This is a genomic window from Methanohalophilus profundi (genome assembly GCF_004137855.1).
Lineage (GTDB): Archaea > Halobacteriota > Methanosarcinia > Methanosarcinales > Methanosarcinaceae > Methanohalophilus > Methanohalophilus profundi.
This window is the reverse complement of the sequence record NZ_QBKB01000002.1, coordinates 1,567,507-1,589,550: the sequence shown is the minus strand read 5'-3', so window position 1 is coordinate 1,589,550 and position 22,044 is coordinate 1,567,507. Positions and strand designations below refer to the sequence as shown.

General features: G+C 41.5%; 29 protein-coding genes and 3 pseudogenes. 20 read left to right on the top strand and 12 right to left on the bottom strand.

The window, feature by feature from the left end:
• The first annotated feature begins 11 nt into the window (after positions 1 to 11).
• Positions 12 to 1,484 carry a cobyric acid synthase gene (locus C9889_RS08545; RefSeq protein WP_129598727.1) on the top strand — a complete coding sequence of 491 codons (1,473 nt, stop codon included), beginning with the start codon at positions 12 to 14 and terminating at the stop codon, positions 1,482 to 1,484.
• A gap of 147 nt (positions 1,485 to 1,631) precedes the next feature.
• Positions 1,632 to 2,447: a helix-turn-helix transcriptional regulator gene (locus tag C9889_RS08540; protein ID WP_129598724.1), complete on the top strand. Its 816-nt coding sequence runs from the start codon at positions 1,632 to 1,634 to the stop codon at positions 2,445 to 2,447.
• A 5-nt stretch (positions 2,448 to 2,452) separates the two neighbouring features.
• Here the strand turns inward: C9889_RS08540 and C9889_RS08535 are convergent, their stop codons facing one another.
• Positions 2,453 to 2,875: a response regulator gene (locus C9889_RS08535; protein ID WP_129598721.1), complete on the bottom strand. Its 423-nt coding sequence runs from the start codon at positions 2,873 to 2,875 to the stop codon at positions 2,453 to 2,455.
• 193 nt (positions 2,876 to 3,068) lie between these two features.
• Here C9889_RS08535 and C9889_RS08530 point away from each other — a divergent pair, with 193 nt between their 5' ends.
• Positions 3,069 to 3,983, top strand: a complete 915-nt coding sequence (locus C9889_RS08530) for a UbiA family prenyltransferase (protein ID WP_129598718.1) — start codon at positions 3,069 to 3,071, stop codon at positions 3,981 to 3,983.
• On the opposite strand, the gene C9889_RS08525 is transcribed toward C9889_RS08530, so the two are convergent.
• From C9889_RS08525 to corA, 3 genes are all read right to left on the bottom strand, one after another.
• Positions 3,980 to 5,968 (bottom strand): ATP-binding protein, encoded by a 1,989-nt coding sequence (locus C9889_RS08525; protein ID WP_394342252.1) that lies wholly within the window; start codon positions 5,966 to 5,968, stop codon positions 3,980 to 3,982. The two genes, C9889_RS08530 and C9889_RS08525, sit on opposite strands and share 4 nt — an antisense overlap.
• Before the next feature lie 3 nt (positions 5,969 to 5,971).
• Entirely contained in the window at positions 5,972 to 6,289 is a 318-nt protein-coding gene (locus C9889_RS10540) for a hypothetical protein (RefSeq protein ID WP_225420047.1), read from the bottom strand.
• Between the two features lie 81 nt (positions 6,290 to 6,370).
• Positions 6,371 to 7,438, bottom strand: a complete 1,068-nt coding sequence (gene corA / locus C9889_RS08520) for a magnesium/cobalt transporter CorA (RefSeq protein ID WP_129598715.1) — start codon at positions 7,436 to 7,438, stop codon at positions 6,371 to 6,373.
• Positions 7,439 to 7,569: 131 nt separating this feature from the next.
• Here corA and trpD point away from each other — a divergent pair, with 131 nt between their 5' ends.
• From trpD to C9889_RS11310, 7 genes and pseudogenes are all read left to right on the top strand, one after another.
• Positions 7,570 to 8,631, top strand: a complete 1,062-nt coding sequence (trpD, locus tag C9889_RS08515) for an anthranilate phosphoribosyltransferase (protein ID WP_129598712.1) — start codon at positions 7,570 to 7,572, stop codon at positions 8,629 to 8,631.
• Positions 8,582 to 9,088 carry a phosphoribosylanthranilate isomerase gene (locus tag C9889_RS08510; RefSeq protein ID WP_164999320.1) on the top strand — a complete coding sequence of 169 codons (507 nt, stop codon included), beginning with the start codon at positions 8,582 to 8,584 and terminating at the stop codon, positions 9,086 to 9,088. Before trpD ends, C9889_RS08510 begins: the two co-directional genes overlap by 50 nt.
• Positions 9,089 to 9,090: 2 nt before the next feature.
• Entirely contained in the window at positions 9,091 to 9,243 is a 153-nt protein-coding gene (gene trpF / locus C9889_RS10885; RefSeq protein WP_164999319.1) for a phosphoribosylanthranilate isomerase, read from the top strand.
• Entirely contained in the window at positions 9,243 to 9,896 is a 654-nt protein-coding gene (locus C9889_RS11320) for a hypothetical protein (protein WP_318531566.1), read from the top strand. The genes trpF and C9889_RS11320 overlap by 1 nt, the downstream gene beginning before the upstream one ends.
• A complete protein-coding gene (locus C9889_RS11315; RefSeq protein WP_318531565.1) occupies positions 9,820 to 10,809 on the top strand; it encodes an anthranilate synthase component I family protein in 990 nt (329 codons plus the stop codon). Before C9889_RS11320 ends, C9889_RS11315 begins: the two co-directional genes overlap by 77 nt.
• A gap of 1 nt (position 10,810) precedes the next feature.
• Complete coding sequence (locus C9889_RS08495) at positions 10,811 to 11,395, top strand: aminodeoxychorismate/anthranilate synthase component II (protein ID WP_129598704.1); 585 nt, start codon at positions 10,811 to 10,813, stop codon at positions 11,393 to 11,395.
• 34 nt (positions 11,396 to 11,429) lie between these two features.
• A pseudogene (locus C9889_RS11310) lies at positions 11,430 to 11,968 on the top strand (adenylate kinase family protein).
• On the opposite strand, the gene C9889_RS08485 reads toward C9889_RS11310, so the two are convergent.
• From C9889_RS08485 to mer, 4 genes and pseudogenes are all read right to left on the bottom strand, one after another.
• Positions 11,969 to 12,169 (bottom strand): hypothetical protein, encoded by a 201-nt coding sequence (locus tag C9889_RS08485; protein WP_129598701.1) that lies wholly within the window; start codon positions 12,167 to 12,169, stop codon positions 11,969 to 11,971.
• 77 nt (positions 12,170 to 12,246) lie between these two features.
• Positions 12,247 to 12,768 carry a nicotinamide-nucleotide adenylyltransferase gene (locus C9889_RS08480; protein WP_129599531.1) on the bottom strand — a complete coding sequence of 174 codons (522 nt, stop codon included), beginning with the start codon at positions 12,766 to 12,768 and terminating at the stop codon, positions 12,247 to 12,249.
• A 4-nt stretch (positions 12,769 to 12,772) separates the two neighbouring features.
• A complete protein-coding gene (gene fpoF, locus C9889_RS08475; RefSeq protein ID WP_129598698.1) occupies positions 12,773 to 13,801 on the bottom strand; it encodes a F420H2 dehydrogenase subunit FpoF in 1,029 nt (342 codons plus the stop codon).
• Positions 13,801 to 14,786 (bottom strand): annotated as a pseudogene (gene mer / locus C9889_RS08470) (5,10-methylenetetrahydromethanopterin reductase). Before mer ends, fpoF begins: the two are co-directional and overlap by 1 nt.
• 232 nt (positions 14,787 to 15,018) lie before the next feature.
• Between mer and C9889_RS08465 the strand changes: the two are divergent.
• The 7 genes and pseudogenes from C9889_RS08465 (at position 15,019) to C9889_RS08435 (ending at position 18,307) form a co-directional block, all read left to right on the top strand.
• Positions 15,019 to 15,141, top strand: a complete 123-nt coding sequence (locus tag C9889_RS08465; protein ID WP_129598695.1) for a desulfoferrodoxin FeS4 iron-binding domain-containing protein — start codon at positions 15,019 to 15,021, stop codon at positions 15,139 to 15,141.
• 48 nt (positions 15,142 to 15,189) lie between these two features.
• Positions 15,190 to 15,426 carry a DUF2180 family protein gene (locus tag C9889_RS08460; RefSeq protein WP_129598692.1) on the top strand — a complete coding sequence of 79 codons (237 nt, stop codon included), beginning with the start codon at positions 15,190 to 15,192 and terminating at the stop codon, positions 15,424 to 15,426.
• 10 nt (positions 15,427 to 15,436) lie between these two features.
• Positions 15,437 to 15,655, top strand: a complete 219-nt coding sequence (locus C9889_RS08455) for a DUF2180 family protein (RefSeq protein WP_129598690.1) — start codon at positions 15,437 to 15,439, stop codon at positions 15,653 to 15,655.
• Positions 15,656 to 15,677: 22 nt separating this feature from the next.
• Positions 15,678 to 16,027, top strand: a pseudogene (locus tag C9889_RS08450) (carboxymuconolactone decarboxylase family protein).
• A 67-nt stretch (positions 16,028 to 16,094) separates the two neighbouring features.
• Positions 16,095 to 17,465 (top strand): multiheme c-type cytochrome, encoded by a 1,371-nt coding sequence (locus C9889_RS08445; protein WP_225420044.1) that lies wholly within the window; start codon positions 16,095 to 16,097, stop codon positions 17,463 to 17,465.
• Between the two features lie 11 nt (positions 17,466 to 17,476).
• Positions 17,477 to 17,668: a 4Fe-4S dicluster domain-containing protein gene (locus C9889_RS08440; protein WP_072360265.1), complete on the top strand. Its 192-nt coding sequence runs from the start codon at positions 17,477 to 17,479 to the stop codon at positions 17,666 to 17,668.
• Between the two features lie 15 nt (positions 17,669 to 17,683).
• Positions 17,684 to 18,307 (top strand): flavodoxin family protein, encoded by a 624-nt coding sequence (locus tag C9889_RS08435; RefSeq protein ID WP_129598684.1) that lies wholly within the window; start codon positions 17,684 to 17,686, stop codon positions 18,305 to 18,307.
• 67 nt (positions 18,308 to 18,374) lie between these two features.
• On the opposite strand, the gene C9889_RS10525 is transcribed toward C9889_RS08435, so the two are convergent.
• From C9889_RS10525 to C9889_RS10880, 3 genes are read right to left on the bottom strand one after another with little or no spacing between them, the layout of a single operon-like run.
• Positions 18,375 to 18,992: an RNA-guided endonuclease InsQ/TnpB family protein gene (locus tag C9889_RS10525; protein WP_225420043.1), complete on the bottom strand. Its 618-nt coding sequence runs from the start codon at positions 18,990 to 18,992 to the stop codon at positions 18,375 to 18,377.
• Entirely contained in the window at positions 18,968 to 19,306 is a 339-nt protein-coding gene (locus C9889_RS10520; protein WP_225420042.1) for an RNA-guided endonuclease InsQ/TnpB family protein, read from the bottom strand. The genes C9889_RS10525 and C9889_RS10520 overlap by 25 nt, the downstream gene beginning before the upstream one ends.
• 12 nt (positions 19,307 to 19,318) lie before the next feature.
• Positions 19,319 to 19,402, bottom strand: coding sequence for a helix-turn-helix domain-containing protein (locus C9889_RS10880; protein ID WP_263854024.1), 84 nt, complete (start codon positions 19,400 to 19,402; stop codon positions 19,319 to 19,321).
• A gap of 106 nt (positions 19,403 to 19,508) precedes the next feature.
• On the opposite strand from C9889_RS10880, the gene tnpA reads away from it, so the two are divergent.
• Genes tnpA through afpA form a run of 3 tightly spaced genes read left to right on the top strand, consistent with a single transcriptional unit; the run spans position 19,509 to position 21,236 of the window.
• Positions 19,509 to 19,952 (top strand): IS200/IS605 family transposase, encoded by a 444-nt coding sequence (tnpA, locus tag C9889_RS08425; RefSeq protein WP_129598681.1) that lies wholly within the window; start codon positions 19,509 to 19,511, stop codon positions 19,950 to 19,952.
• Positions 19,953 to 19,968: 16 nt separating this feature from the next.
• Positions 19,969 to 20,667: a ferredoxin--NADP reductase gene (locus C9889_RS08420; protein ID WP_129598679.1), complete on the top strand. Its 699-nt coding sequence runs from the start codon at positions 19,969 to 19,971 to the stop codon at positions 20,665 to 20,667.
• Between the two features lie 17 nt (positions 20,668 to 20,684).
• The gene (afpA, locus tag C9889_RS08415) at positions 20,685 to 21,236 is read left to right on the top strand and encodes an archaeoflavoprotein AfpA (RefSeq protein WP_129598677.1); all 552 of its coding nucleotides are present in this window, start codon (positions 20,685 to 20,687) and stop codon (positions 21,234 to 21,236) included.
• Here afpA and C9889_RS08410 read toward each other — a convergent pair.
• Complete coding sequence (locus tag C9889_RS08410) at positions 21,233 to 22,036, bottom strand: hypothetical protein (RefSeq protein ID WP_129598675.1); 804 nt, start codon at positions 22,034 to 22,036, stop codon at positions 21,233 to 21,235. The two genes, afpA and C9889_RS08410, sit on opposite strands and share 4 nt — an antisense overlap.
• Between the last annotated feature and the right edge of the window lie 8 nt (positions 22,037 to 22,044).

Below are 22,044 nucleotides of genomic sequence, written 5' to 3'. Positions count from 1 at the left end.
GGTTGTTGTAAATGGAAAGAGATGGTATTCCCAAAAGTGTACTTGTTCTGGGTACAGCATCGCACGTAGGCAAGAGTGCGATAGTCACCGGACTTTGCAGGATATTTTCCCGCAACTACAGGGTTGCCCCGTTTAAGGCACAGAACATGAGCTTGAATTCGTGGATCACAACGGATGGCAAGGAAATAGGAATCGCACAGGCAATACAGGCAATGGCTGCAGGTGTTGAACCCACAGCTGAGATGAATCCCGTGCTTTTGAAACCAAAAGGTGACAGGGTTTCACAGGTCATACTTATGGGCAAACCTTATGCCGACAAAAGCGCAGGTGCCTACTACGATTCAATAGAGGAAACTCATGGTGTACTTCGTCAGGCCCTTGAAACACTGGGAAACGATTATGAAGTAATCGTCATGGAAGGTGCAGGCGGAGCAGCTGAAATAAATCTTTATGAAAGAGATATTGTAAACCTGGGTACTGCAAGGATCACCAATGCGCCAATAATACTTGTCGGGGACATCGAAAGAGGCGGAGTCTTTGCAAGTCTTTATGGTACTATCCAGCTTCTGCCTGAAGATGTCAGGCAAAATGTCAGGGGAATGATAATTAATAAATTCAGGGGAGATCCCACCATACTTCAGGCTGGTGTAGAAGAGCTGGAACAGATAACAGGCATTCCTGTACTGGGAGTTATGCCCTATTCAAAACTCGGAATTCCTTCCGAGGATTCGGTATCCATCGGGGACAAGTCATCTCCATCAGGAATGTATGATGTCGATGTGGCTGTGATCCGGCTTCCCAGAATATCCAATTTTACAGATTTTGAACCCCTGGAACGCCTTGTAAATATACACTACGTGGATCTGGATGATAAATTAGGCACTCCTGATGCCGTGATAATTCCCGGTACCAAGAACACCATAAGTGATTTGCAGGATTTGCTTGATAGCGGCATGGCTGAAAAGATAAAATCCCTGTACGGGAAGGTACCGATCCTGGGTATTTGTGGCGGCTACCAGATGCTGGGTAAACAAATAGAAGATGCAGCGATTGAAGGGGAAGCAGATGCTACATATGAAGGACTTGGCCTGCTGGATATCCATACCATATTTGATGCATATAAGAAAAAAACCGTTCAGGTAACCAAGAAAGTAAACAGGGCAAGCCCTCTTTTTGATTCAATAGAAGGTGAAACCATAGGTGGTTATGAAATCCACATGGGAGATACTGGTTCAACTGCCCCTGTATTTGGTGACGATGGTTGTGTGGATGAAAGCGGAATGGTAGTGGGAACCTATCTACATGGTTTGTTTTCCAATGCCAACATAAGGAAAGCCTTTGTATCCTATCTGCTGGAGAAAAGGGGAATCAAGTACAATGAGGAAGACCTCGAAGATGACCCTTACGAAGAATTGGCACAGTTAATGGAAGAATCCCTGGATGTGGAAACAATATATTCTATCCTGGACCTGGATAAAAATTGAATGTAGATATACAAAGGCCGCTTTTGGTTTGCCATATTCTTTTTTTTTGGATTTGTCTATGAAAAGCGGATGCAATATCCAAAATTATCTAATATGAAATTATTAAATAGATTAAATGCCACTTTCTTCAAGAGAGAGTGAGATCGGATGGATATACTCGATATATATGAGGATGTACAAAAGGAAGTGCAGGCTATCTATAGATCAAGATTGCAGGCACAAATGCTTTTGTCGCTCTATGAGGAGAATAACACACTGGCCAGACTGCGTGAAGTGACAGGAAGTACTTCACAGGCCTTGCTGCCAAAGATAAGAATTCTTGAATCCAACAAGTTGATTGAAAGTGTGGAACATGAATACAGGCTAACACCTCTGGGTAAAATTGTAGCCTCTAGAGTTGCAGATTCTGTCATGACCATGGGTACTGTATTGGAACATAAAGAATTCTGGCAGTCCCATTACATGGAGGCTATACCACAACCCCTACTCGAGTCTATAGGTAGTCTTTATGATTCGAAAATCGTCAGTGATACGAATGTGGAAATTTTCAATGTATACCACCACTTTCTGGATATGATCAAAAAAGCAGGTCATATATATGGAGTAACTGCGATTATGAGTTTGGGACATGCTGAGATTCTTGGGAACAGAATACAGGAAGGCATCCCTGTAAAATTAATAGGCACAAAAAGTGTGGTTGAAGAATTAAGACAACAACCCTACATTGAGGAAATTCACCAGCTTCAAAAATTGCCCAATTTTCAGGTATTCATGGTCGATAATGATATAAATCTCGGGTTTACTGTCACTGATAAATGTCTTTCTCTGGGTTTGTACAAGAATGATGGAGTTACATATGATACTACAACAGACCTTTTCAGTTATGATGAAACTGCCATCAAATGGGGTGAAAAATTGTTTGAGTACTATCTGGATGATGCAGTTGAATTGGATTTAATCTAACTGTATTACCTTTGTAGTATGGGTCCATCGATAGGACCTCTACATTCAAATGCTTTTTTTTTAAGCAAAGTCTCCTGCACCTTTGTTTCAAGTTCACAGGGATGGATTGGTTTTTTCAGGTACTCGTCTGCACCGGCCTGCAATCCTTTTTTAATGTCAGAACTATCAAAAAGTGCCGAGTACATAAAAACAGGGATGTTTTTTGTAGAGGAATTTTGCTTAATTTCCCTGCACAACTCATAACCATTCATCTGAGGCATCATCACATCAAGTATAATTAGATCAGGATGTTCTGTTTTTGCGAGCTTAAGTCCCTCTATCGGAGAAGAGGATGATATTGTCTTGAAATTTTCAAGAAAAATTTCCAGTAATTCGATTATATCGGGCTCGTCATCGATTATCAAAATTATGGAATCTTCTTTTAGCATGTTTTCTACACACCTGTCGTTTTTGAAGGGACCTCCGGAAGTTTACATAATGTAAACCTCCCGGATGAACTTTGACCTATAATATACAATATAAGCTGAGAACTATACATATATTATTATGACTAAGATTAATCGGATCGATTAATATTAAGAGCCGCAACTAACGTTTACCCCTATTATAAACATTACATGCATGAGTGAATTTAAATATCCTGCATCCGAGGTGAATCTAGATGGTACAGTTGTCAAAAGAATTCTTGATTTCCTTACCTACAGTTCAGTTTATCTTTCGATAGCCGGAGCTGTAATGGCATACATGGCCTGTCAGTTACAGGGACTTGCCCTATCCTGGCAGACGATGGCTATAATGTTCCTTGTCACATATTCTGTATATAATATTGATCGTAAAGCAGACGAGGATGAAGATTCCATAAACCACTCAGAACGTTATTCCTTTACAAAGAAATATGAAAAATTCTTATTCCTATCTTCAATTCTTGCTTATCTTTTTGCTTTCCTGCTTGCATTTCCCTACGGATTTAAAGCTCTTCTTGTTACTGCTATTCCTCTTGTCAGTGGTTTGCTTTACAGTTTTGCATGGCTTCCTTCAGGTTTTCGTTATCGTAGGCTAAAGGAAATCCCATCTGTAAAAAATCTGGTAATAGCAACGGCATGGGCTTCAACTCCTGCCTTTCTCCCTTCACTGGTATATGGACAGGCAATGGGAGATCTGGTATTTGTAACGTTTATTTACTTTTTCTCTCTGGTATTTGTCAATACTGTAATTTTTGATATGAGAGACATCGAAGGTGACAGTGTTTCAGGAATTGAAACCATACCAGTGCTGCTTGGTGCAGAAAAAACCCGCATATTATTAATCTGCCTGACGCTTCTATCAGGTTATTTCATGATAAACACCAGTATACAACAATTGGGTATTGCATCCTTGTTAGTACTGGCAGCAGGAGTTATTTATGCACTCTGCTATGTTATTTTCTTTGGGAGGATCACAGGAAATAATTCCCTGTGCGACTTAATGGCAGATGGCCAGTTTATAATACTGGGAGGACTGCTGATAGTTGCAACAGGTATGGGTGTAGCTGCTTAAAAGCCATTTTGTTGGGGAAGGGTGAACTTGAAGGTGGACCACCTTCCGGCTTCACTTTCAACCCATAGCTGACCACCGTGCATCTCTACAATATTCTTTACCAGAGCCAATCCCAGGCCTGTTCCCTGATATTGCCGGTTGGAATCAGAATCAAGTTGCTCGAAGGGTTTGAAAAGTTTGTCCTGTTCTTCTGGAGGAATACCAATCCCGCTATCAGATACACTAATAGTGATATCTTCATTCCCGTAATCAATGTCAATCGTGATCTTTCCTTTTTCAGGTGTAAACTTGATTGCATTGCTAAGTAAATTATATAGCACCTGCTTGATCTTCAGCTTGTCCGCATAAACAGGATATTCCAAACTGGTATCTACATCCAAAATTAGCTGTTTCTTTTTGACAAGAGGTTCCATTGTGTTTTTCAATTCGGAAATTATCTCTTCGAGTCCGAATCGTTCAGGTTTTAATTCCATTTTTCCAGCTTCAATTTTGGAAAGGTCCAGTATATCATTGATGATTTCAAGAAGATGTCTACCACTGGTGTTTATATTATGAGCATATTTTTTTTGCTTTTCATTTAGTTTTCCAAAAGCCCCCTCCAGCAGCACATCTGAGAAACCTATAATAGAGTTTAGGGGCGTACGCAATTCATGGCTCATATTAGCCAGAAACTGGCTTTTGGTCTGGTTTGCCGCTTCTGCCATCATTTTTGCTTCTATGATTGCTTTCTCAGCTTCCTTCTTTTCAGTGATGTCAAGAATGATTCCCTGCAGATATTTTATGTTACCTTTTGTATCTCTCTTAATGAGTGTCCTTTCATCAACCCACTTGATTTCCCCGGATTTGGTGACTACACGATACTCCTGTGTGAAATTATTCTGTCTTTCTGCCATCTGTTTATCAAGATTTTTCTGAACCCTGTCGAGGTCTTGTGGATGTACTATGTCACCATACCACAGATGGCCTGAATCAAATTCTTCTGCTGAATATCCCAGCAAATTGATGTTATCGGACACCAGTTCTACCGGCCAGCTGGGTGTAGCTTTCCATTTGAAAACAATAGCCGGACTGCTGTTTATCACTTCTCTCATTTCCTGGATAGAAGCACTTGATTCCTCAAGGGCATCAAGTATGCTGTTTAACCCTTCCGGAATTTTCCGGAAATCAATGTCTACATCTGTATTTGCCCGTGTGTCCAGTTTCCCTTCGATGGCTTTATCCGATATCTTATTGAAATTGCCAACGATTCGTTTTATTGGCTTTGTTATGGAGCGGGCTATTAATAATGCCCCTCCCCCCATGAAACAGATAGCTACAAAGGAAATACCTGCAAGTTGTTTTTGGAGTGCAATTACTCCTGCAAGCATTTCTTTTTTAGGGACAACCAACAGAAAAGAGAATTTGCCCGTATCTACAGGTTCATAGAACATAATTACTTCTTTTCCGGTGATGGGATCAAGGGTTTCGATATGGCCACTTCGCCCATAAAATATGTCTACTTTTAGTTTTTGTATATTTGGTATATCAAATGAGTTCAATGATTTGTGGCCGATCCATTCCTTTTCAGTGGGATGGGACATCAGGATTCCTGTCCTGCTCACCACAGTAGCATAACCTGTATCGAATATTTCTATATCACTGACAATTTCATCAATATAATTCAAAGAAACATCCACACCAGCAATTCCCTGAAAGTTTCCTTCTTTCATTATTGGTGAGACAAAACTGACAATCAATGCTCCTTCGTACAGGTAAGGTTCGGTAACCACGTCTTTTTCCAGCTTTTTGGGCAACTGGTAGTAGGAGAAAGTCTGGTAATCTACAATTGGATCGAGTTTCACCTCGCCCCCAATTGTATTCCAGTAAGGAATGAAGCGACCGGTTTCGTCGTGGCCGGTTGTGTTTATATATTTTCTACCCATCCCGTCGAAGGCATTTGGTTCAAAACAGACATAGGTACCGATTAACTCTGGATTATCCCGCAGTATTTATTCCAGCATAGCATTGGCTTCAGTCCGGTTCCTTGTATCGTATTTTTCCAGGCTGCTAGCAAGGGTACGCGCAATGGTCATACTTGATTGCATATCCGTATTGAACTGACTGGCATAAGTTTCTGCAGTCTTGATCGATTTGTCGTATGCAAGTTCCCTTTCCGGATCCGTCACAGTAGAAGTGATTGCCAGCGTAGTACCAAGTAAAACAATTACAGTTCCGATTGTAATCAGAAGAATCAGCTTGGTTTCAAGATTTATGTTTGCCCACTTTATGCTAAATACCCCATCTGCATGGTAATAAAATTTTTTCAATGAATTTTATTTGATATATATTGATATATGTTCTATTTAGTATTATTTGACGTTCATAGTTATGTGGCTTCTACAAAAGGTTTACAGCCAGGTCTTCTTTTTGAAATAATACAGCATAATCACAGATATAGAGGCCATAAAAATCATAACTGCAGGATAACCCCATTCCCATTTCAATTCGGGCATGTACTCGAAGTTCATTCCATAGATACCTACAATAAAAGTAAGAGGGATAAAGATAGTAGCAATTATTGTCAGTACCTTCATCACTTCATTCATCCGGTTACTAACCGTTGAGAGATAAAGGTCCAGCATGCCGGATAACATTTCCCTGTAAGTTTCCACGGTTTCGATGACCTGTATCGAGTGGTCATAGAGATCACGCAGATATATGCCAGTGCTTTCCCTGATTAAACCGGATTCATCTCGTTGCAGGGATGCAATTATTTCCCTGAGTGGCCAGAGGGACCTGCGTAAAATGATCATTTCCCTTTTAAGCCCATGGATACTTTGCAGGGTTGAAGGAGATGGCTCTTTTATTAGTTCATCTTCCAGCCTCTCAATTTCATCTCCGATGTCTTCCAGAAGCAGGTAATAATTATCCACAATCGAATCTATGAGGGAATAGGTGAGGTAATCCACTCCCCTTTTACGAATGTTGACTGCAGGTCTTTCCATTCTCTGTCTGATCTGCTTGAATAAATCAGTCCCCATTTCCTGAAATGAGAGAATGAAATTATTTCCCAGTATTATGCTTATCTGGTCTGAGTCGACTGTTTTTTCCAGACGTTCGTAAAACAGAGTCCTAATTGTAACATAGATATAATCGTCATAGGATTCGGTTTTGGGCCGCTGCGTGGTATTCAGAATATCTTCCAGCACAAGGGGGTGAACCCCAAATAATTTCCCAAGAATTTCAATTAATTCTGTTTGGTGCAAACCATCTACATTGATCCATATTTTCCTGTCTTCTGCAAATTCCAGATCTTTAATTATGTCGATGCTCTGGCTGACACGTACTTCCAGAGTATCCTCATTGTACTCTATCAATGTCAGTTCAGGTTCTTTCACCTTTTTATCCCCAACATGAATCAGTGTGCCAGGGTCCATTCCTGCCTTTATGGAAAATTCAGAATTATAATCTCTCACTCATTGCTCCTCTGTTTATTATTCATTTTATTGTATTTTTATTTTGGGTGTGCATGATGAGAGGTATATATTTATACTATGGAATACCTGTACATAATTGTACAACTTGATACATTGAGTATGGTGATTACATGCAACGGTGCCTGCACAAAATAGTAAACGGAGAAGACCTGACTGCTACTGAAGCAAAGAAAACTCTGAAATATATCCTACAGGAAGCAACGGATGCCCAGATAGGAGCTTTTCTCGGGGCTTTAAGAGTCAAAGGGGAAAGTGTGGAAGAAATAAGTGGTTTTGTAGAAGGAATGCTTGATGAGGCTGTCATAATAAAACCTGCAATTGCCGGCCCGCTTGTAGATATTGTAGGAACGGGAGGAGATCGTCATAACACAATCAACATTTCCACATCCGCAGCCATTATAGCTGCAGCTGCGGATGTGTCAATCGCAAAACACGGAAACCGTGCCGTAACGTCTCTTTCAGGAAGTGCCGATGTGCTTGAATCTCTCGGTATTGACCTGAACTGTTCTCCGGCAGAAGTGAAAAAATGTATGGAGTCCGTAGGAATCGGTTTTCTCTTTGCGCCATATTTCCATCCTGCCATGAAGAGGGTTGCGCCGATCAGGAAAGAACTTGGATTCCGTTCAATTTTTAATTTGCTGGGCCCTCTCTCTAATCCGACACTTGCTTCCAGACAGGTAGTTGGTGTATACGATAAATCCCTCTGTAAACCCTTTGCGCAAGTCCTCAAAAAACTTGGCAAAGAAAGAGTACTGGTGGTCCATGGTGACGGGATGGATGAAATCTCCACCCTCTCGGAAACCTATGTAGCAGAACTAAAGGACGGAGTAATCACTACCTATGAGATTAAGCCTGAAGACCTTGGTTTTAAAAGGGCATCTGCACCAGATATTGTAGGCGGGACTCCTGAAGAGAATGCAACGGACATACGTTATATCCTGCAGGGTGAAAAGGGACCCAAAAGGGATATAGTGGTGGCTAACGCTGCCGCTGCTATCTATGTTGCAGACAAAGCCCCGTCTCTTAATGAAGCCGCAAGAATTGCTGAAAAGGTAATCGACAATGGCAAAGCTCTTGAAAAGCTCGAAGAACTTGCACATTTTACAAATTCCAGGGGATCAAATGCAACCTGCCATAAGGGTGAAAATCTGCGGAATGAAGTCTGTGGATGATATAGGTATTGCAGTAAAGTGTGGTGCTGATGCAGTAGGTTTTATAACAGAAGTGCCGGTGGATACGCCTCGCAATCTGGATATGGAATTAAGCACTGAACTTATAAAAGCCACTCCTCCTTTTGTCACTACGGTCATGGTAATAATGCCAGAATCGATTGCACATGCCAAGAAACTTGTAAGTAATGCAAGACCGGACATGGTGCAGGTACATTCCACTGCTGACAGAGGATTACTCACTGCACTGCAGCCAATGCATGTCCGGATAATCCAGAAATTTTCAATTTCTGATGAAACAAAGGTCCTTGAAACTATTAAAATCATCAATGAACTTGCAGAATGTAAGCTGATTGATGCAGTAATTCTGGATACTGCCTGTAGAAGCGGCGGAGGTAGTGGCCTGACCCATGACTGGAAGATAAGTGGCGAAGTGGCAAAAACATCCCTGTTCCATTGATTGTGGCAGGAGGCCTAAACCCAAAAAATGTGGGCGAATGTGTGGACATTGTATCCCCCTATGGAGTGGATGTTTCCTCCGGGGTTGAAGTGAAAGGTAAAAAAGATTTGAATCTTGTTTGTGATTTTATAGGAGCTGTGAGGTGTAGTAATTGATGGAATTTGATATTGGAAGAGATGAGTTCATTTCACTTGTAAATAGAGAGGACAGTCCGGCCCTTGTACAGCTGGTAGCCGAGGTGCAAACGTCCCTTTCCCCACTTGACCTCTACACTCTTCTGGAGAATCATTTTGATTACTCCTATATTCTGGAATCTGTAGAAAAAGAGAGCAGACACGCACGTTTTTCTTTTGTAGGCGCAGATCCCCTTGCCTTACTTTCCGTGAAGGGCAGACGTGTTTGCCTGACAATGTCACATGAATCAGCCCTGACAGATTTGATGGAAAAAAGACTGGGAAATGTCTGCGATTCTCTTGAATCCAGATCCTGTCATTTTGAAGGAACCATAAAAACAGGATATGAAGTATTAGACGGCCTCAGGAAAGTATTTGTGGCCGATGATTCACTGCCTCTTCTCAATGCAAATAGATTTGACAGGCAGACTTTCCTGGGTGGGGCAATGGGATATGCTGGATATGACATTATCTATGATTGCTGGTTGAAACAGGAAGTTCCAGCAGGGTCAAAGGAAGCGGACATGCAGTTTATGTTCACTACTAGTACCTTTGTTTTTGACCATCTTGAAAAAAAGGACTTATTACGTAAAAACTCCACTTGCAAGTTCTTCAAATGCAGCACAGGTCTATGATGATGTACTTGAAGAAGCCCGCAGCATGCAGGTAGTACTTAACCGATCATCATTGATAAAGGAAAATGAATCAGCGGGAAGTGCGAAGAATGAGGATATTTCCTGCACAATGGAGCGGGCAGAATATGAAGATGCAGTAAGCAAGGCAAAGGAACATATTCTGGATGGTGATATTTTCCAGGTAGTCCTTTCACGGCGCTATGAGCTACCCTACCAAAATAGCCCTCTTTACCTTTACAGGAAACTACGCTCTATTAACCCGAGTCCTTACATGTACTTGCTTTCGTTTAAGGATATGGCCGTGGTGGGTGCAAGTCCTGAAACCCTGATGACTGTGGATAATGGGCGTGTGATCACCAATCCTATCGCAGGGACATGTCCCAGGGGTGAAAACGAAACTGAAGATTGCAACTATGCCGAAACAATGCTCCAGGACGAAAAAGAAAGGGCAGAACATGTGATGCTTGTTGATCTGTCCCGCAACGATGTACGCATGGTCTGTGAAGGTGGCTCTGTAAAAGTATCCGATTTCATGAAAGTGGTACGTTATTCTCATGTACAGCATATTGAAAGTACAGTGGAAGGTAAATTAAGACCTAAATGCGACCAGTTCGATGCAATCAAGGCACTTCTTCCTGCAGGAACCCTTTCCGGTGCGCCCAAAATACGGGCAATGGAGATCATTAGACAACTTGAAGGAGTCGGCAGGGGTGTCTACGGCGGAGGGATAGGTTACTTTTCCTGGAACGGGGATGCGGACTTTGCAATTGCAATACGTACAGTTGTTATGAGAGAGGGACATGTAATGATACAGGCAGGTGCCGGTATAGTTGCAGATTCAGTGCCTTCGAAGGAATACGAGGAAACCGAGCGCAAAATGGCTGCCATGCTCAAAGCGGTGAGAGGTGAATGATATGAAAGTACTGTTTGTCAATAACCGGGATTCCTTTGTATGGAACCTTGTGGATGCCTTTTCCGTATTGGGTGTTGAAACCGTAGTTGTTCCAAATACAGTGGAAATGGAAGAGGTCAGAAATATAAAACCAGATGCCATTGTCATATCACCCGGCCCGGGCATCCCTGAAAGACCCGAGGATATCGGCAACTGCCTCCAAATTATTAAGGAATACGGTCCAAATACCCCTATACTGGGAGTTTGCCTTGGTCATCAGGCTATAAACCGGGCTTACGGAGGCAGTACCGGCAGATGTACAAATGGCTCAGTCCATGGCAAGGCTTCATCAATAATTCACAGTGATTCGCTTCTTTTTGCGGGATTTGCCAATCCTTTTGAAGGAGGAAGGTACCATTCACTGGAAATTAAAGAACTTGCCCCGGCCCTGGAATCCATTGCCCATACAGAAGATGGATCAATAATGGCGATTAAACATAAAGAATATTCTATCTATGGCATCCAGTTCCATCCTGAATCGGTACTGATGAGTGATGGTTTGAAAATTATTGAAAATTTTTTGGCTCTGGGCATACAGGAGGATTAATCCTTAATAGTAGAGGCAATTGTATTCGGGACATATGTTTATTGCTTTAACCGGCACCCCCGGATGCGGGAAAACATCTGTATCCGGGCTGCTTGAGAATGAATTCGGGTATCGAGTGGTTCATCTGAACGAACTCATAAAATCCGAGAACCTTTTCGTAGAAGAAGATAAGCAACGGGACTGTGTGGTTACTGACCTCAATGTGGTAAAAAAACGGCTCTCAGTCATAGAAGAATCTGAAAATCCTGTAATTATTGACAGCCACATGGCCCATCTGGTTGCAGATATTTCCATCTGCTACGCACGGCCCCAAATGAACTCAAAAGAAGGCTTGGAAAAAGAGGATACAAACCTGCAAAGGTGAATGAGAACATAGAAGCAGAATGTCTCGATGTTATACTTGTAGAATCAGTCGAGAACTGTGAAATGGTATTTGAAGTTGGTACCACAGGTCGGAGTATAAGTGAAGTTGCCGGGGATGTAAGAGAAATAATCGACGGCATATCTTCTGGACATCCACCCCTTGATAAATTCAAACCCGGAGCTTTTGATTGGAGCGGGGAAATTTTTTGATCATTTTTTCTTTTCCGGAGGTATTTCCTTATCAGGTGTTACGCCGTAATATCTGGTCCTTGCTTTTCCCCATATGCAACCTTCCTTACCAAATATCTTGAGTTCAAGATTCTGGATTGCCTTACAGATAGGATTTCCAGCTCTTGCCCCCCTGCATATAATACAATATTTTTCACAAAATACCGGTGCTTTCTCAGTCATTAAATGCCCCCCTGTATATTCCTTACACTATATAGTATTCAACGGACGTACTATAAAAAATTAAGGACAGGAGTTTGTCAGAAAGTTTGATCGCTGCCGGAGACATGTTTTAATCTCCTGACACCATCAATCTCTTCAATAACTTCTGTAACTGATTCAGGGACTAGTTGCTCCCATTTTTCACCAGCAATCATCTTTTCACGGATCTGGGTGCCTGAATACTTGTCCCGATGATACATGGGAGGTTGCTTTGTTTCTATGCCTGCTTCTTCGAAAAGCTCGAGGATTAAAGGATTATTGGAATAGACTATGTCAAAAGGAGGGGTCCGTGCAGTGACATAGGAAACCCAAACTGCGTTTTGCTGGATGTCGTCTATGGGAACTGCATAATGGTTGATGTCCGTATCTGCAAGAGAATGACGAATCATCATTATGCGCTCACCGGCAGTAAAGGGGTTCGGTGTTTCGTGGCTTCTTTGAGCGCTTCCGACACCTATTACGAGTTCATCAATGTCTTTTCCAATCGTTTTTATGACCGAATAATGGCCTTTGTGGAATGGCTGGAAGCGCCCTATATAGAATGCCCTTTTAAGATGCATAGTTTCATCTGATGCCACATTCATCGAAGCTGAACTTCTCACAAACTTCAAGATAATGTTGTGAATTGTTGCTGTGTTTCATGGTTGCCAGTTTCTTGACAAGGTCCATTCCTGGTTTTGGATCTTCCATAATCTCAAGCTCATCTTCAGCCATCTTGAAGTATTTTTCACCTTCGTCTGTACGGATCAGGACACTGTTCCATCCATCCGGTGCACCTACAGAACCTATTGATATATCTGCTGAAACTGATGTGTAATCACAGCAGTGGTGGCAGGGATTCCTGGCATGCGGACCAACTTCTGGGATCTTGACACTGTGACTTTCGCCATCCTTTGTGTATGCCCAGAACTTGCCCTTTGCGAAGTCGAATTTTACAACATCTTCAGGATTGAGTTCCATTATCTCCTTTATAACTTTTTCAGACATTACATCATGATAGAAACTTTCCATACAAAGAAGCCCTATAATAACCACGATCTTGTCATTGACATTTTCGGATATCAGACGTGCACCGTGGGCCTGGCAGGGTACGCCGATTACACCTATTTTATCATATTGTTCGAAGGGATCCCTCAGAGCAGAGAGTACGGAATCATATGTGTATTTGGTACCTTTGGCCCTCTTGATTTCTTCTGGATCGGTGAAGACTTCCAATTGGGTTTCCCAATTGTCATTGCGGGTAATTCCCACAAAGCAGTCTACTTCCCCCAGTTCAAGCAGTTTACTTGCAATTGCAGTTGTTGCACCACCGTCCTGTCCTTCGATATCACTTTTTGCACCAAAGAAACTTCTGACATTTGCGAATTCATCCTCGACGTAACCATCCACTACAGGACAGATGCGCCCACAGGTATAGCAACCTTCACAGACATTTGGGGCAGCACCTTTGGTGTAAAGCTCCAAATTGTCCGGATCTCTTACTTCGGCCCTTTTGTTCATGACGATGGCACCGGCAGGACATGCTGAAACACATGCCCCGCAAGCGGTACAGACGTCATAATCAATGACCTCTAGTATCTTCGGATGAACCATCAGTTTCCTCCGATGATCTCCTTACCGATGAGTTTGATTGCTTTTTCTTTGTTAGGTCCAAGAGGTGAGCCGGCAACAATCTGGGTTACACCAATGTCCTTCAGGTCATTGATCCTTTGCTTACAGTCCTCAGGGGTTCCGCAGATACAGAAAGCATCCATCATTTCATCAGTTACAAGGTCACCCATGAGTGCTCCGAAATCGCCCTTGGAAATTGCAGCGCCTATGTCTTTCTTGGCTGCAGGGTCAATTCCATGACGTTCAAGGACCATGTCAGGGGAACCTGCAACGTGAAGGCAACAACGACTTTTGCAGCATTCTTGGCCTTTGCTGCGTCCTTGTCGATGGAGAAGCATGCATAAGCTGCCACATCAATCTCATCCATACTGCGGCCTGCTTTGTCAGCACCTGCCTTTATCTTATCCATTGCGACTTCAAAGTCCCTTGGGTGGGATGCGTTGATCAGTACCCCATCTGCGACCTGGCCTGCAAGTTCAAGCATTTTTGGACCCTGTGCACCCATGTAGATAGGTACATCGCCGGTCTTGAATGCCATTTTAGCGCCGCCGAATTTGATCATGTCACCGTCCATTTCAACCTTTTCACCGCCCAAGAATCCGCGAAGGGCTTCAATGGATTCTTTGGTTGTGGTCAATGGTTTGTCCCATGGGATTCCCATTGCATCAAAAGTTGCCTTGTCTCCGGGTCCAAGACCGAGAATTGCACGGCCACCGGAAATCTCATTGATTGAACCAATGCTGGATGCAGTAATGGCTGCATTTCTTGTGTATGGGTTTGTAACACCTGTTCCGAGTTTTATGCTGTTGGTGTTCATAGCCAACACTGCAAGGGTGGTATAAACATCACGATTGTTGTAGTGGTCTGTAACCCAAACATTGTCAAATCCCTGTTGTTCAGCAAGCTTTGCATAGTGGGCGATTTTGAGAACTGGGTCTCCTGGTACGAACTCTATTCCAAATGACATTTGAATCCTCCTATTATTCAATATTTTGACGCTATTGAGGATTGCATACATATATTAAAACCTTATTGATTTTGAACGGCATATTCCTGTTTGCCTATATATCAGTAATCTACCAGGCTTATCCCGAAGGGCACTGATATTATACAGGCTGCTATATTTTCCCAGCCACCGATATGCATAAATAATCATCTATCCTTTTTTATTATGCAAATAAATACAAGGAGTTGAATCTATGGGAGTCCAAAAAGTAGGTGAAAAATACATTTGTAATATCTGTGGCAACGAAGTTGAAGTCACTGAAGTTGGCGGCGGAGTACTTATTTGCTGCGGGGAAGAAATGGAACTCGTGGAGTAATCATCCTGTTTATGTATATTTCTGAATCAATAAGGGAGTGAATCAATAATGAAATGTTTTGAATGTGCAAAAGAAAATAAAACTACTGACACAGTCGGTATTTGCATCATATGTGGCAGAGGCGTGTGTATGGACCATCTTGTAAGAGAAAAAATTCCCGTATTGGAAGGTGAATACGAAGTGAGGCTTAAGTGCATGGGAGATGCCTGTGAGTTAAAGGACATACAACCTCTACTCAAAATACTTTGCAAACCATGTCATGAGGCTTTGAAGGAAAATTACTGAGGTGAATACCATGATGAAATGTTATGACTGTGCTGAAGCAGGGACAGAGGTAGAAGCCGCTGCAGTATGTATTGTATGCGGGAAAGGGCTGTGTATGGATCATTCTAAAGAAGTAAAACTACAGGTTTCAGTGGGAAAACCACCCGAGGTCAAACGCCTTCATAAGGGCCTTCCCCACTTTATGTGCAACTACTGTTTTGATAACACGATAGAAGATTCCTTTGATTAATTCCATATAGGAGGTTTAATTGATGGCAGAACATGAGAAAGTAGTACAGGATATAGAGAATAAGATGGGGTTTGCCCCGAATATTCTCCACACACTGAAGGAAATCGATCCCAACTTCGTTAATAAGTACAGGAGATGTCATGACAAATTGTTGTCAGACGGTGCAATACCTGCCAAGTACAAGATATTGATGGCACTGGCAGTCGTTGCCTCCAAACAGTGTGAGGCCTGTACGGTCTCCCAGATGAAGAGCGCTCTGAAAATGGCGCCACAGCAGAGGAAATAATGGAAACAATGGAAGTGATCTCTATCACTTCAGGTGCACCTGCAGTTGCAGCATGCAGGGAAGCACTAAAGTTACTGCAGGAATAAAAGCGGCAAGGAGGCTATAAGCCTCCTTCTGATTAATATTGACGGGGGATTTCAGGAGGGGCGTGTAGTGAAAAATATATCCATATTTATCATTTTGACATTTTTATTTGCCTGTGCTGGGGTTGTAGCAGATGCTTCCCCCATTGAAGCAGATACCTTATCGCATGAAGATTTTACTTCGTATTCTACATGCAACAGATGCCATGCCATCACGACCAGCCAGTGGGAAGGTAGTATGCATTATCATGCTTTTGATGACCCATTTTACCAGGAAGAACTAAAACTTGCAAGTGAAGAGACAAATGGCTCTCTGGATGTTTTCTGTACGCGCTGTCACATACCTGTTAGTGTGACTTCGGGGCAGGTCCCCCCTATAGATAACCCCCATATAAGTGAAGAGGCTGATGAAGGAGTGGGCTGTGATTTTTGCCACAGTGTTAAGGAATCCTCTGAGATAGGCAATGGAGGATATTCGGTGGCTCCTTCTGAGACCAAATATGGCCCATTCGATGATTCTGAGTCTGCGTTCCACGAATCTCAATACAGTGAATTCTATACAAAATCAGAGTATTGTGGAATGTGCCACCAGATCACCCACCCAACATCCGGTGTAGTGCTGGATGACACCTATCAGGCATGGAGCGAAGGACCCTATGCTGAAGAAGAGGTCCAATGCCAGGATTGCCACATGACACCTGGAATTACTGAATTTGAGGCAAATCCCGGGCGTGCTGGATCAGGTGCACCCAAAAGAGACCATATATCAGTGCACAACTTCGCAGGAGCCAATGTTTTTGTTACAGGAATACTGGGCGAGGATGATCATAAAGAAATGGCAATCGAAAGACTTCAGGAAGCGGCTACACTAGAAGTAAACATTCCCGAAAATGCGCAACCAGGCGAAGAAGTTGCCATTGAAGTGTCAATTACGAATTCCGGGGCAGGTCATAATTTGCCTACAGGACTTACTGAAGCCAGGCAAATGTGGACCCAGGTAGATATAAAAGACAGCCAGGGACGCGAAATTTACAGTTCAGGAAATCTGGATGAGGATGGCAATATCGAGAATGGAACTATTTACTGGGCCGTATATTCCGATTCTGACGGCAATCCTACTATGAAATTATGGGAAGTTACAGATGTGATATCTGATAACAGGATTGCGCCTGAATCAACTGCCATTGAAGTTCATAATTTTACTGTACCAGAAGGTGTAGTCGACCCCATTATTGTGGATACGAAATTGCTCTACAGGTCTGCTCCCCAGTCACTTATAGATGAACTATTTGGAGGAGAGTATGAAGTTCCGATTGTAGAGATGGAGTCCGTTAAAGGCGGAATAAACGGTGAGGTAGAGTCAGAAGGAACACCAGGATTTGGAAGTATTGTTGGCTTGATTGCATTATTTACAATTTATTTGTTTAGAAGGAATATGTAAGGAGGAAGAATATGCCACCAGTTGTAGACAAAGATAAATGTATAGGAAGCGGCGAATGTGCCGAGGTATGCCCCACAGAAGTTTTTGATTTGAAAGAAGATTCCAACGGGGATACAAAGTCAGTAGTTTCACGGCCTGATGACTGCATAGAATGTGAGCTGTGTGTGGATGCCTGTCCGGCTGATGCCATTGTACTTGAGTGAAAGGAGTGTGAATTGATGTCCGACAAGGACATTGTGAAAATACTTGGAATATCGGGCAGTCCTCGCAAAAAAGCAACTGCCCGTGCCGTGCAATATGCACTGGATTATGCAAAGGAAAAATACAGTGCTGAAGTGGAGTATTTTTCTGCAAGCGGGAAAGAATTGAAATTCTGTATCCATTGCGATCATTGCATAAGGACCAAACAGGGATGTATACACAAAGATGACATATCAGACCTGTATGAAAAAATGCTCTGGGCGGATGCCTGGATAATAGGGACACCGGTATACCAGGGAAATATCAGTGCACAGACCAAAACCATAATGGACAGGTGCAGGGCGGTTGTAGCGGCAAATCCCAAGGCATTCCAAAATAAAGTGGGTGCTGCACTGGCAGATGGGGGGGACCGTGTGGGAGGCCAGGAGCCTGCCCTCCAGACCATATTGAATTTTTATGTCATCAGTGAAATGTTCCCTGTTGCCGGAGGCTCCTTCGGGTCAAATCTGGGAGGTACGCTGTGGTCCAAGGATAAAGGGGCAGAAGGAATAGATGAAGATGAGGAAGGCCTACGCAGTCTGCGCCGTACAATGAAAAAACTTATTGAAACATCCAAGCAAATGAAAAGACTGGAACAGTGAACTACCACCCTATGAATAGGGTGGCTTCCTGCTTCATTATTGAACCTATTAGTTCAATTCCACAGGCTTAAACTGTAGTCCCTACAGCACGATTAAGAATATTAATTGCAGCATTATGGTCGCGGTCAATAATTAATCCACAATGGGGGCAATTATGTGTCCTCGTTGCTAATGATTTTTTTACGTTTTGACCACAATTGCTGCAGATTTGAGATGTATTACATGGGTTTACTAATTTTACAAACTTACCAGCTTCTTCCGCTTTGTATTGTGTAAACTGAATTAGATTACTCCATGATGCATCATGTATAGATTTTGAAAGTCTTGAATTTTTCACCATATTCTTTATATTCAAATCTTCAAAAACTATACAATCGTAAACATTAATCAATTCTCTACTTAACTTATGGTTAAAATCATTTCTTTGTTTACGTATTTTTTGATGCAATTTGTTTACTTTATCACATTGTTTTTTCCAGTTATTAGAAAACTTCTTTTTTCTACTAAGTTTACGTTGTTGCTTTTTTAATTTTATTTCTGTATTGTAATAATATTTTGGAGAATTGACTTGTGCACCATCACTTAACGTCACAATGGAATTAAGTCCAACATCAATTCCAATGAAGGCAATAGGTTCTACAGGTTTTACATTGTTTTTAATTACAACAGAAATGTTGCATACCATTGTTTTCCGTCTCTACGAATGGTACAAGTTTTAATTTTACCATCAATTTCCCGATGTTGAACTATCTTAATTTCTCCAATTTTCGATAAATTCAATTTCTTTCCAGAAATACTAAAACCAGATTGAGGATAAGTAAAACTGTTATATCTATTTTTACCTTTGAAACGTGGATAGCCTACTTTTGTCTCTCCTTTCTTACATCGTCTAAAGAAATTATCAAAAGATTTTCCTAATCTCCTGATTATATCCTGTTTAACTTGTGAATGTACTATCGTATCAAATTTAAGGTATTGAACCTGATACAACTGTTCCATTGTAGATATTCCCTAATTACATCTTTCGTATGCATTTCTACGGTCTGCAAGAAATTCATTATAGATATATCTACAAACATCAAGAGTTTTATTCAATTTGATTTCTTGTTGTTTTGTAGGATATAACCTAAACTTATATGATTTTGCATTATATGCCTATAGGTAAGGAATATTTAAATACTTTTCGAACCTATAGGTAAATATGTCTTATTCAAGTTCTGCTGTATATGAAATTAATTATCATATTGTATGGTGTACGAAATATCAAAAACAGGTTATGAATGATGAATTAAAGCAATTTCTTGATGACCAGATAAGAACAATTGCCGAATCTAAAGAATGGGAAATACTTGAACTGGAAGTTATGCCTGAACATATCCATCTTTTCATAAATGCACCTCCATTCATAGCACCTACAGATATTGTCAAAATTATGAAAGGCGTTACTACAAAAAGAGTATTTCAAAAATTCCCTGAACTACGAAATAAAGAATTTTGGGGAAAGCATTTGTGGTCTCCAAGTTACTACATAGGAACACACGGTCAAGTATCTGCTGAAACGATCAAGAAATACATAGATGGTAATAACAATAGAGGGTGTAATTCATCACCGTTTGAAAACGGTGGTCTTCTTACTCTATCATGATAAAGGAGAGCATAGATTGCAATTTGATGCAAGGCTGATGGAAACTATTCCCAGAACAGAAGATGTGCTAAGTTTCCTTTTTCCCCGGCCTGATGGTTTTGAGTATCTTGCAGGCCAGTATATTATGGTAGAACTGGAAATCAACGGCAATAAGGTACGCAAGCCCTTTACCATCTCAAGTGCCCCCTCCAATAAGGAATATATAGAATTCACCAAGAAATTGACCGGCCATGAATTTTCCAATGCACTATCTTTACTTCAACCGGGTGACACGATAGGCATTGAAGGCCCCTTCGGTAAAATGACCTATACAGGAGAGTATGACAAAATTGCCCTTATTAGTGGTGGTATTGGCATTACTCCGATGATTAGTATTTCGCGTTATTGTACAGATAAAGGCATGGATACAGATATTGTAATGATATCCAGTAACAAAATCGAGCAGGATATTGCCTTTGAAGATGAACTGGAAATTATGCAAAAACACAATCCTAACCTGAAAGTTGTACATACATTAACCAGGGCTTCCAATGATTGGGCAGGTTGCAGGGAGCGTGTCTGTGAAAGCATGATATTGCGTGAAATTCCGGATTACAGGGATCGTATGTTCTATTTATGTGGGCCCCCGACAATGGTGAAGGCTGTCAGGGAAATACTATATGAAATGGCTATCGATAAAGCAAAAGTCAAATATGAACTATTTACAGGTTATTAATTTACAGGAGTGATAATATGAAAAGAATCGCGTGGGGAATTACAGGCTCAGGTGACCTTATAAAAGAGACGTATGACATAATGGTAGACATTAAGAAAAAAACCGATATTGAGTTTATGGTATTTCTTTCAAGAGAAGGGGAGACTGTAATGAAGTGGTATCGCATGTGGGATAACATACAGAAGGATTTCTCGAACTTCAAAACAGATTCGGGTCCCAACTCACCTTTTATTGCCGGCCCATTGCAGGTTGGTCACTACGATGCTTTAATAATCGCACCAGCCACAGCCAATTCTGTTGCCAAGATAGCACACGGTATTGCCGATACTCTTGTAACAAATGTGGTGGCCCAGACAGCAAAGGGGCAAACACCAATTTATGTCCTGCCTGTTGATCAGGTGCGTGGCGATGTTACCACATATGCACCCAGTGGAAGAAAAATGAAGTTGAAGATGCGGGATATTGATGTTACCAATTCAGAAAAACTGGCTGAAATGGAAAACATGCACATATTGACAAAACCTGATGATATTTATGAACTGTTGAATATAGAACCAAAAGGGGATTAATAATAAACATCCCTTTCTCTTTTTTCAAGTTCATCCGGATTTTTTCCTTCCAGGGTTTGCATATTCCTAAATACGGCATACGCTGCCAGAATACTGTCCAGAGCGTCTCCTTGAGTGTTTGAAATACATATATCTTTTATTTCATCATCAAGCATAATATTGAATTGTTCTAACTTATCCACAATCATTTTCCTATTAGTTTCTCTGTCACTCTTTTTTCCTTTATACGGCATATATAGACCCTTTTCTTTAAGAGTGCAGGCCGGACATATCTCAATTACCCAGGGATTTTCAGGATCAGGGGTTTGCATAGGGAGAATACAGGCAAGGTTATTCCTTACAAGGGGATGAATTATTCTTGAGATACCATGAAAGGTCTGTTTGTACAACCAGAGATTGTATGCAGCAAATGGTGCGCCTTTTTCATTTTCCTTTTTACGTTTGAATTCTTTTCCATCTGTTTTCTGGCGATAGTAATCCCTGAAACTTTCTGCAGACGCATGTTTAAGAGGGAAATTGATTATGAAATCCTTCCAGTTGTTTTCTTCTGTAAGGGAAGATGGGAGTGCAAAAGGAAAATCCATTCCAAAAATAGCATATTTTTCTCTGGCGATCATGCCATAAAGAGCAGTAATACAGCTCTGAGTATCATGGCTTTCAGCAAAAAAGTGAGCAGGACGACAGGTGTGGATTTTGAGGAAGTTATCGTGAACGATGCCTTCACTTACCCATATTTTATTACAGGCTTTTTTAGACCCGCTAAAATCCACACCAAATATTTTCCTTATTTGATAAGGCATCTTGCATT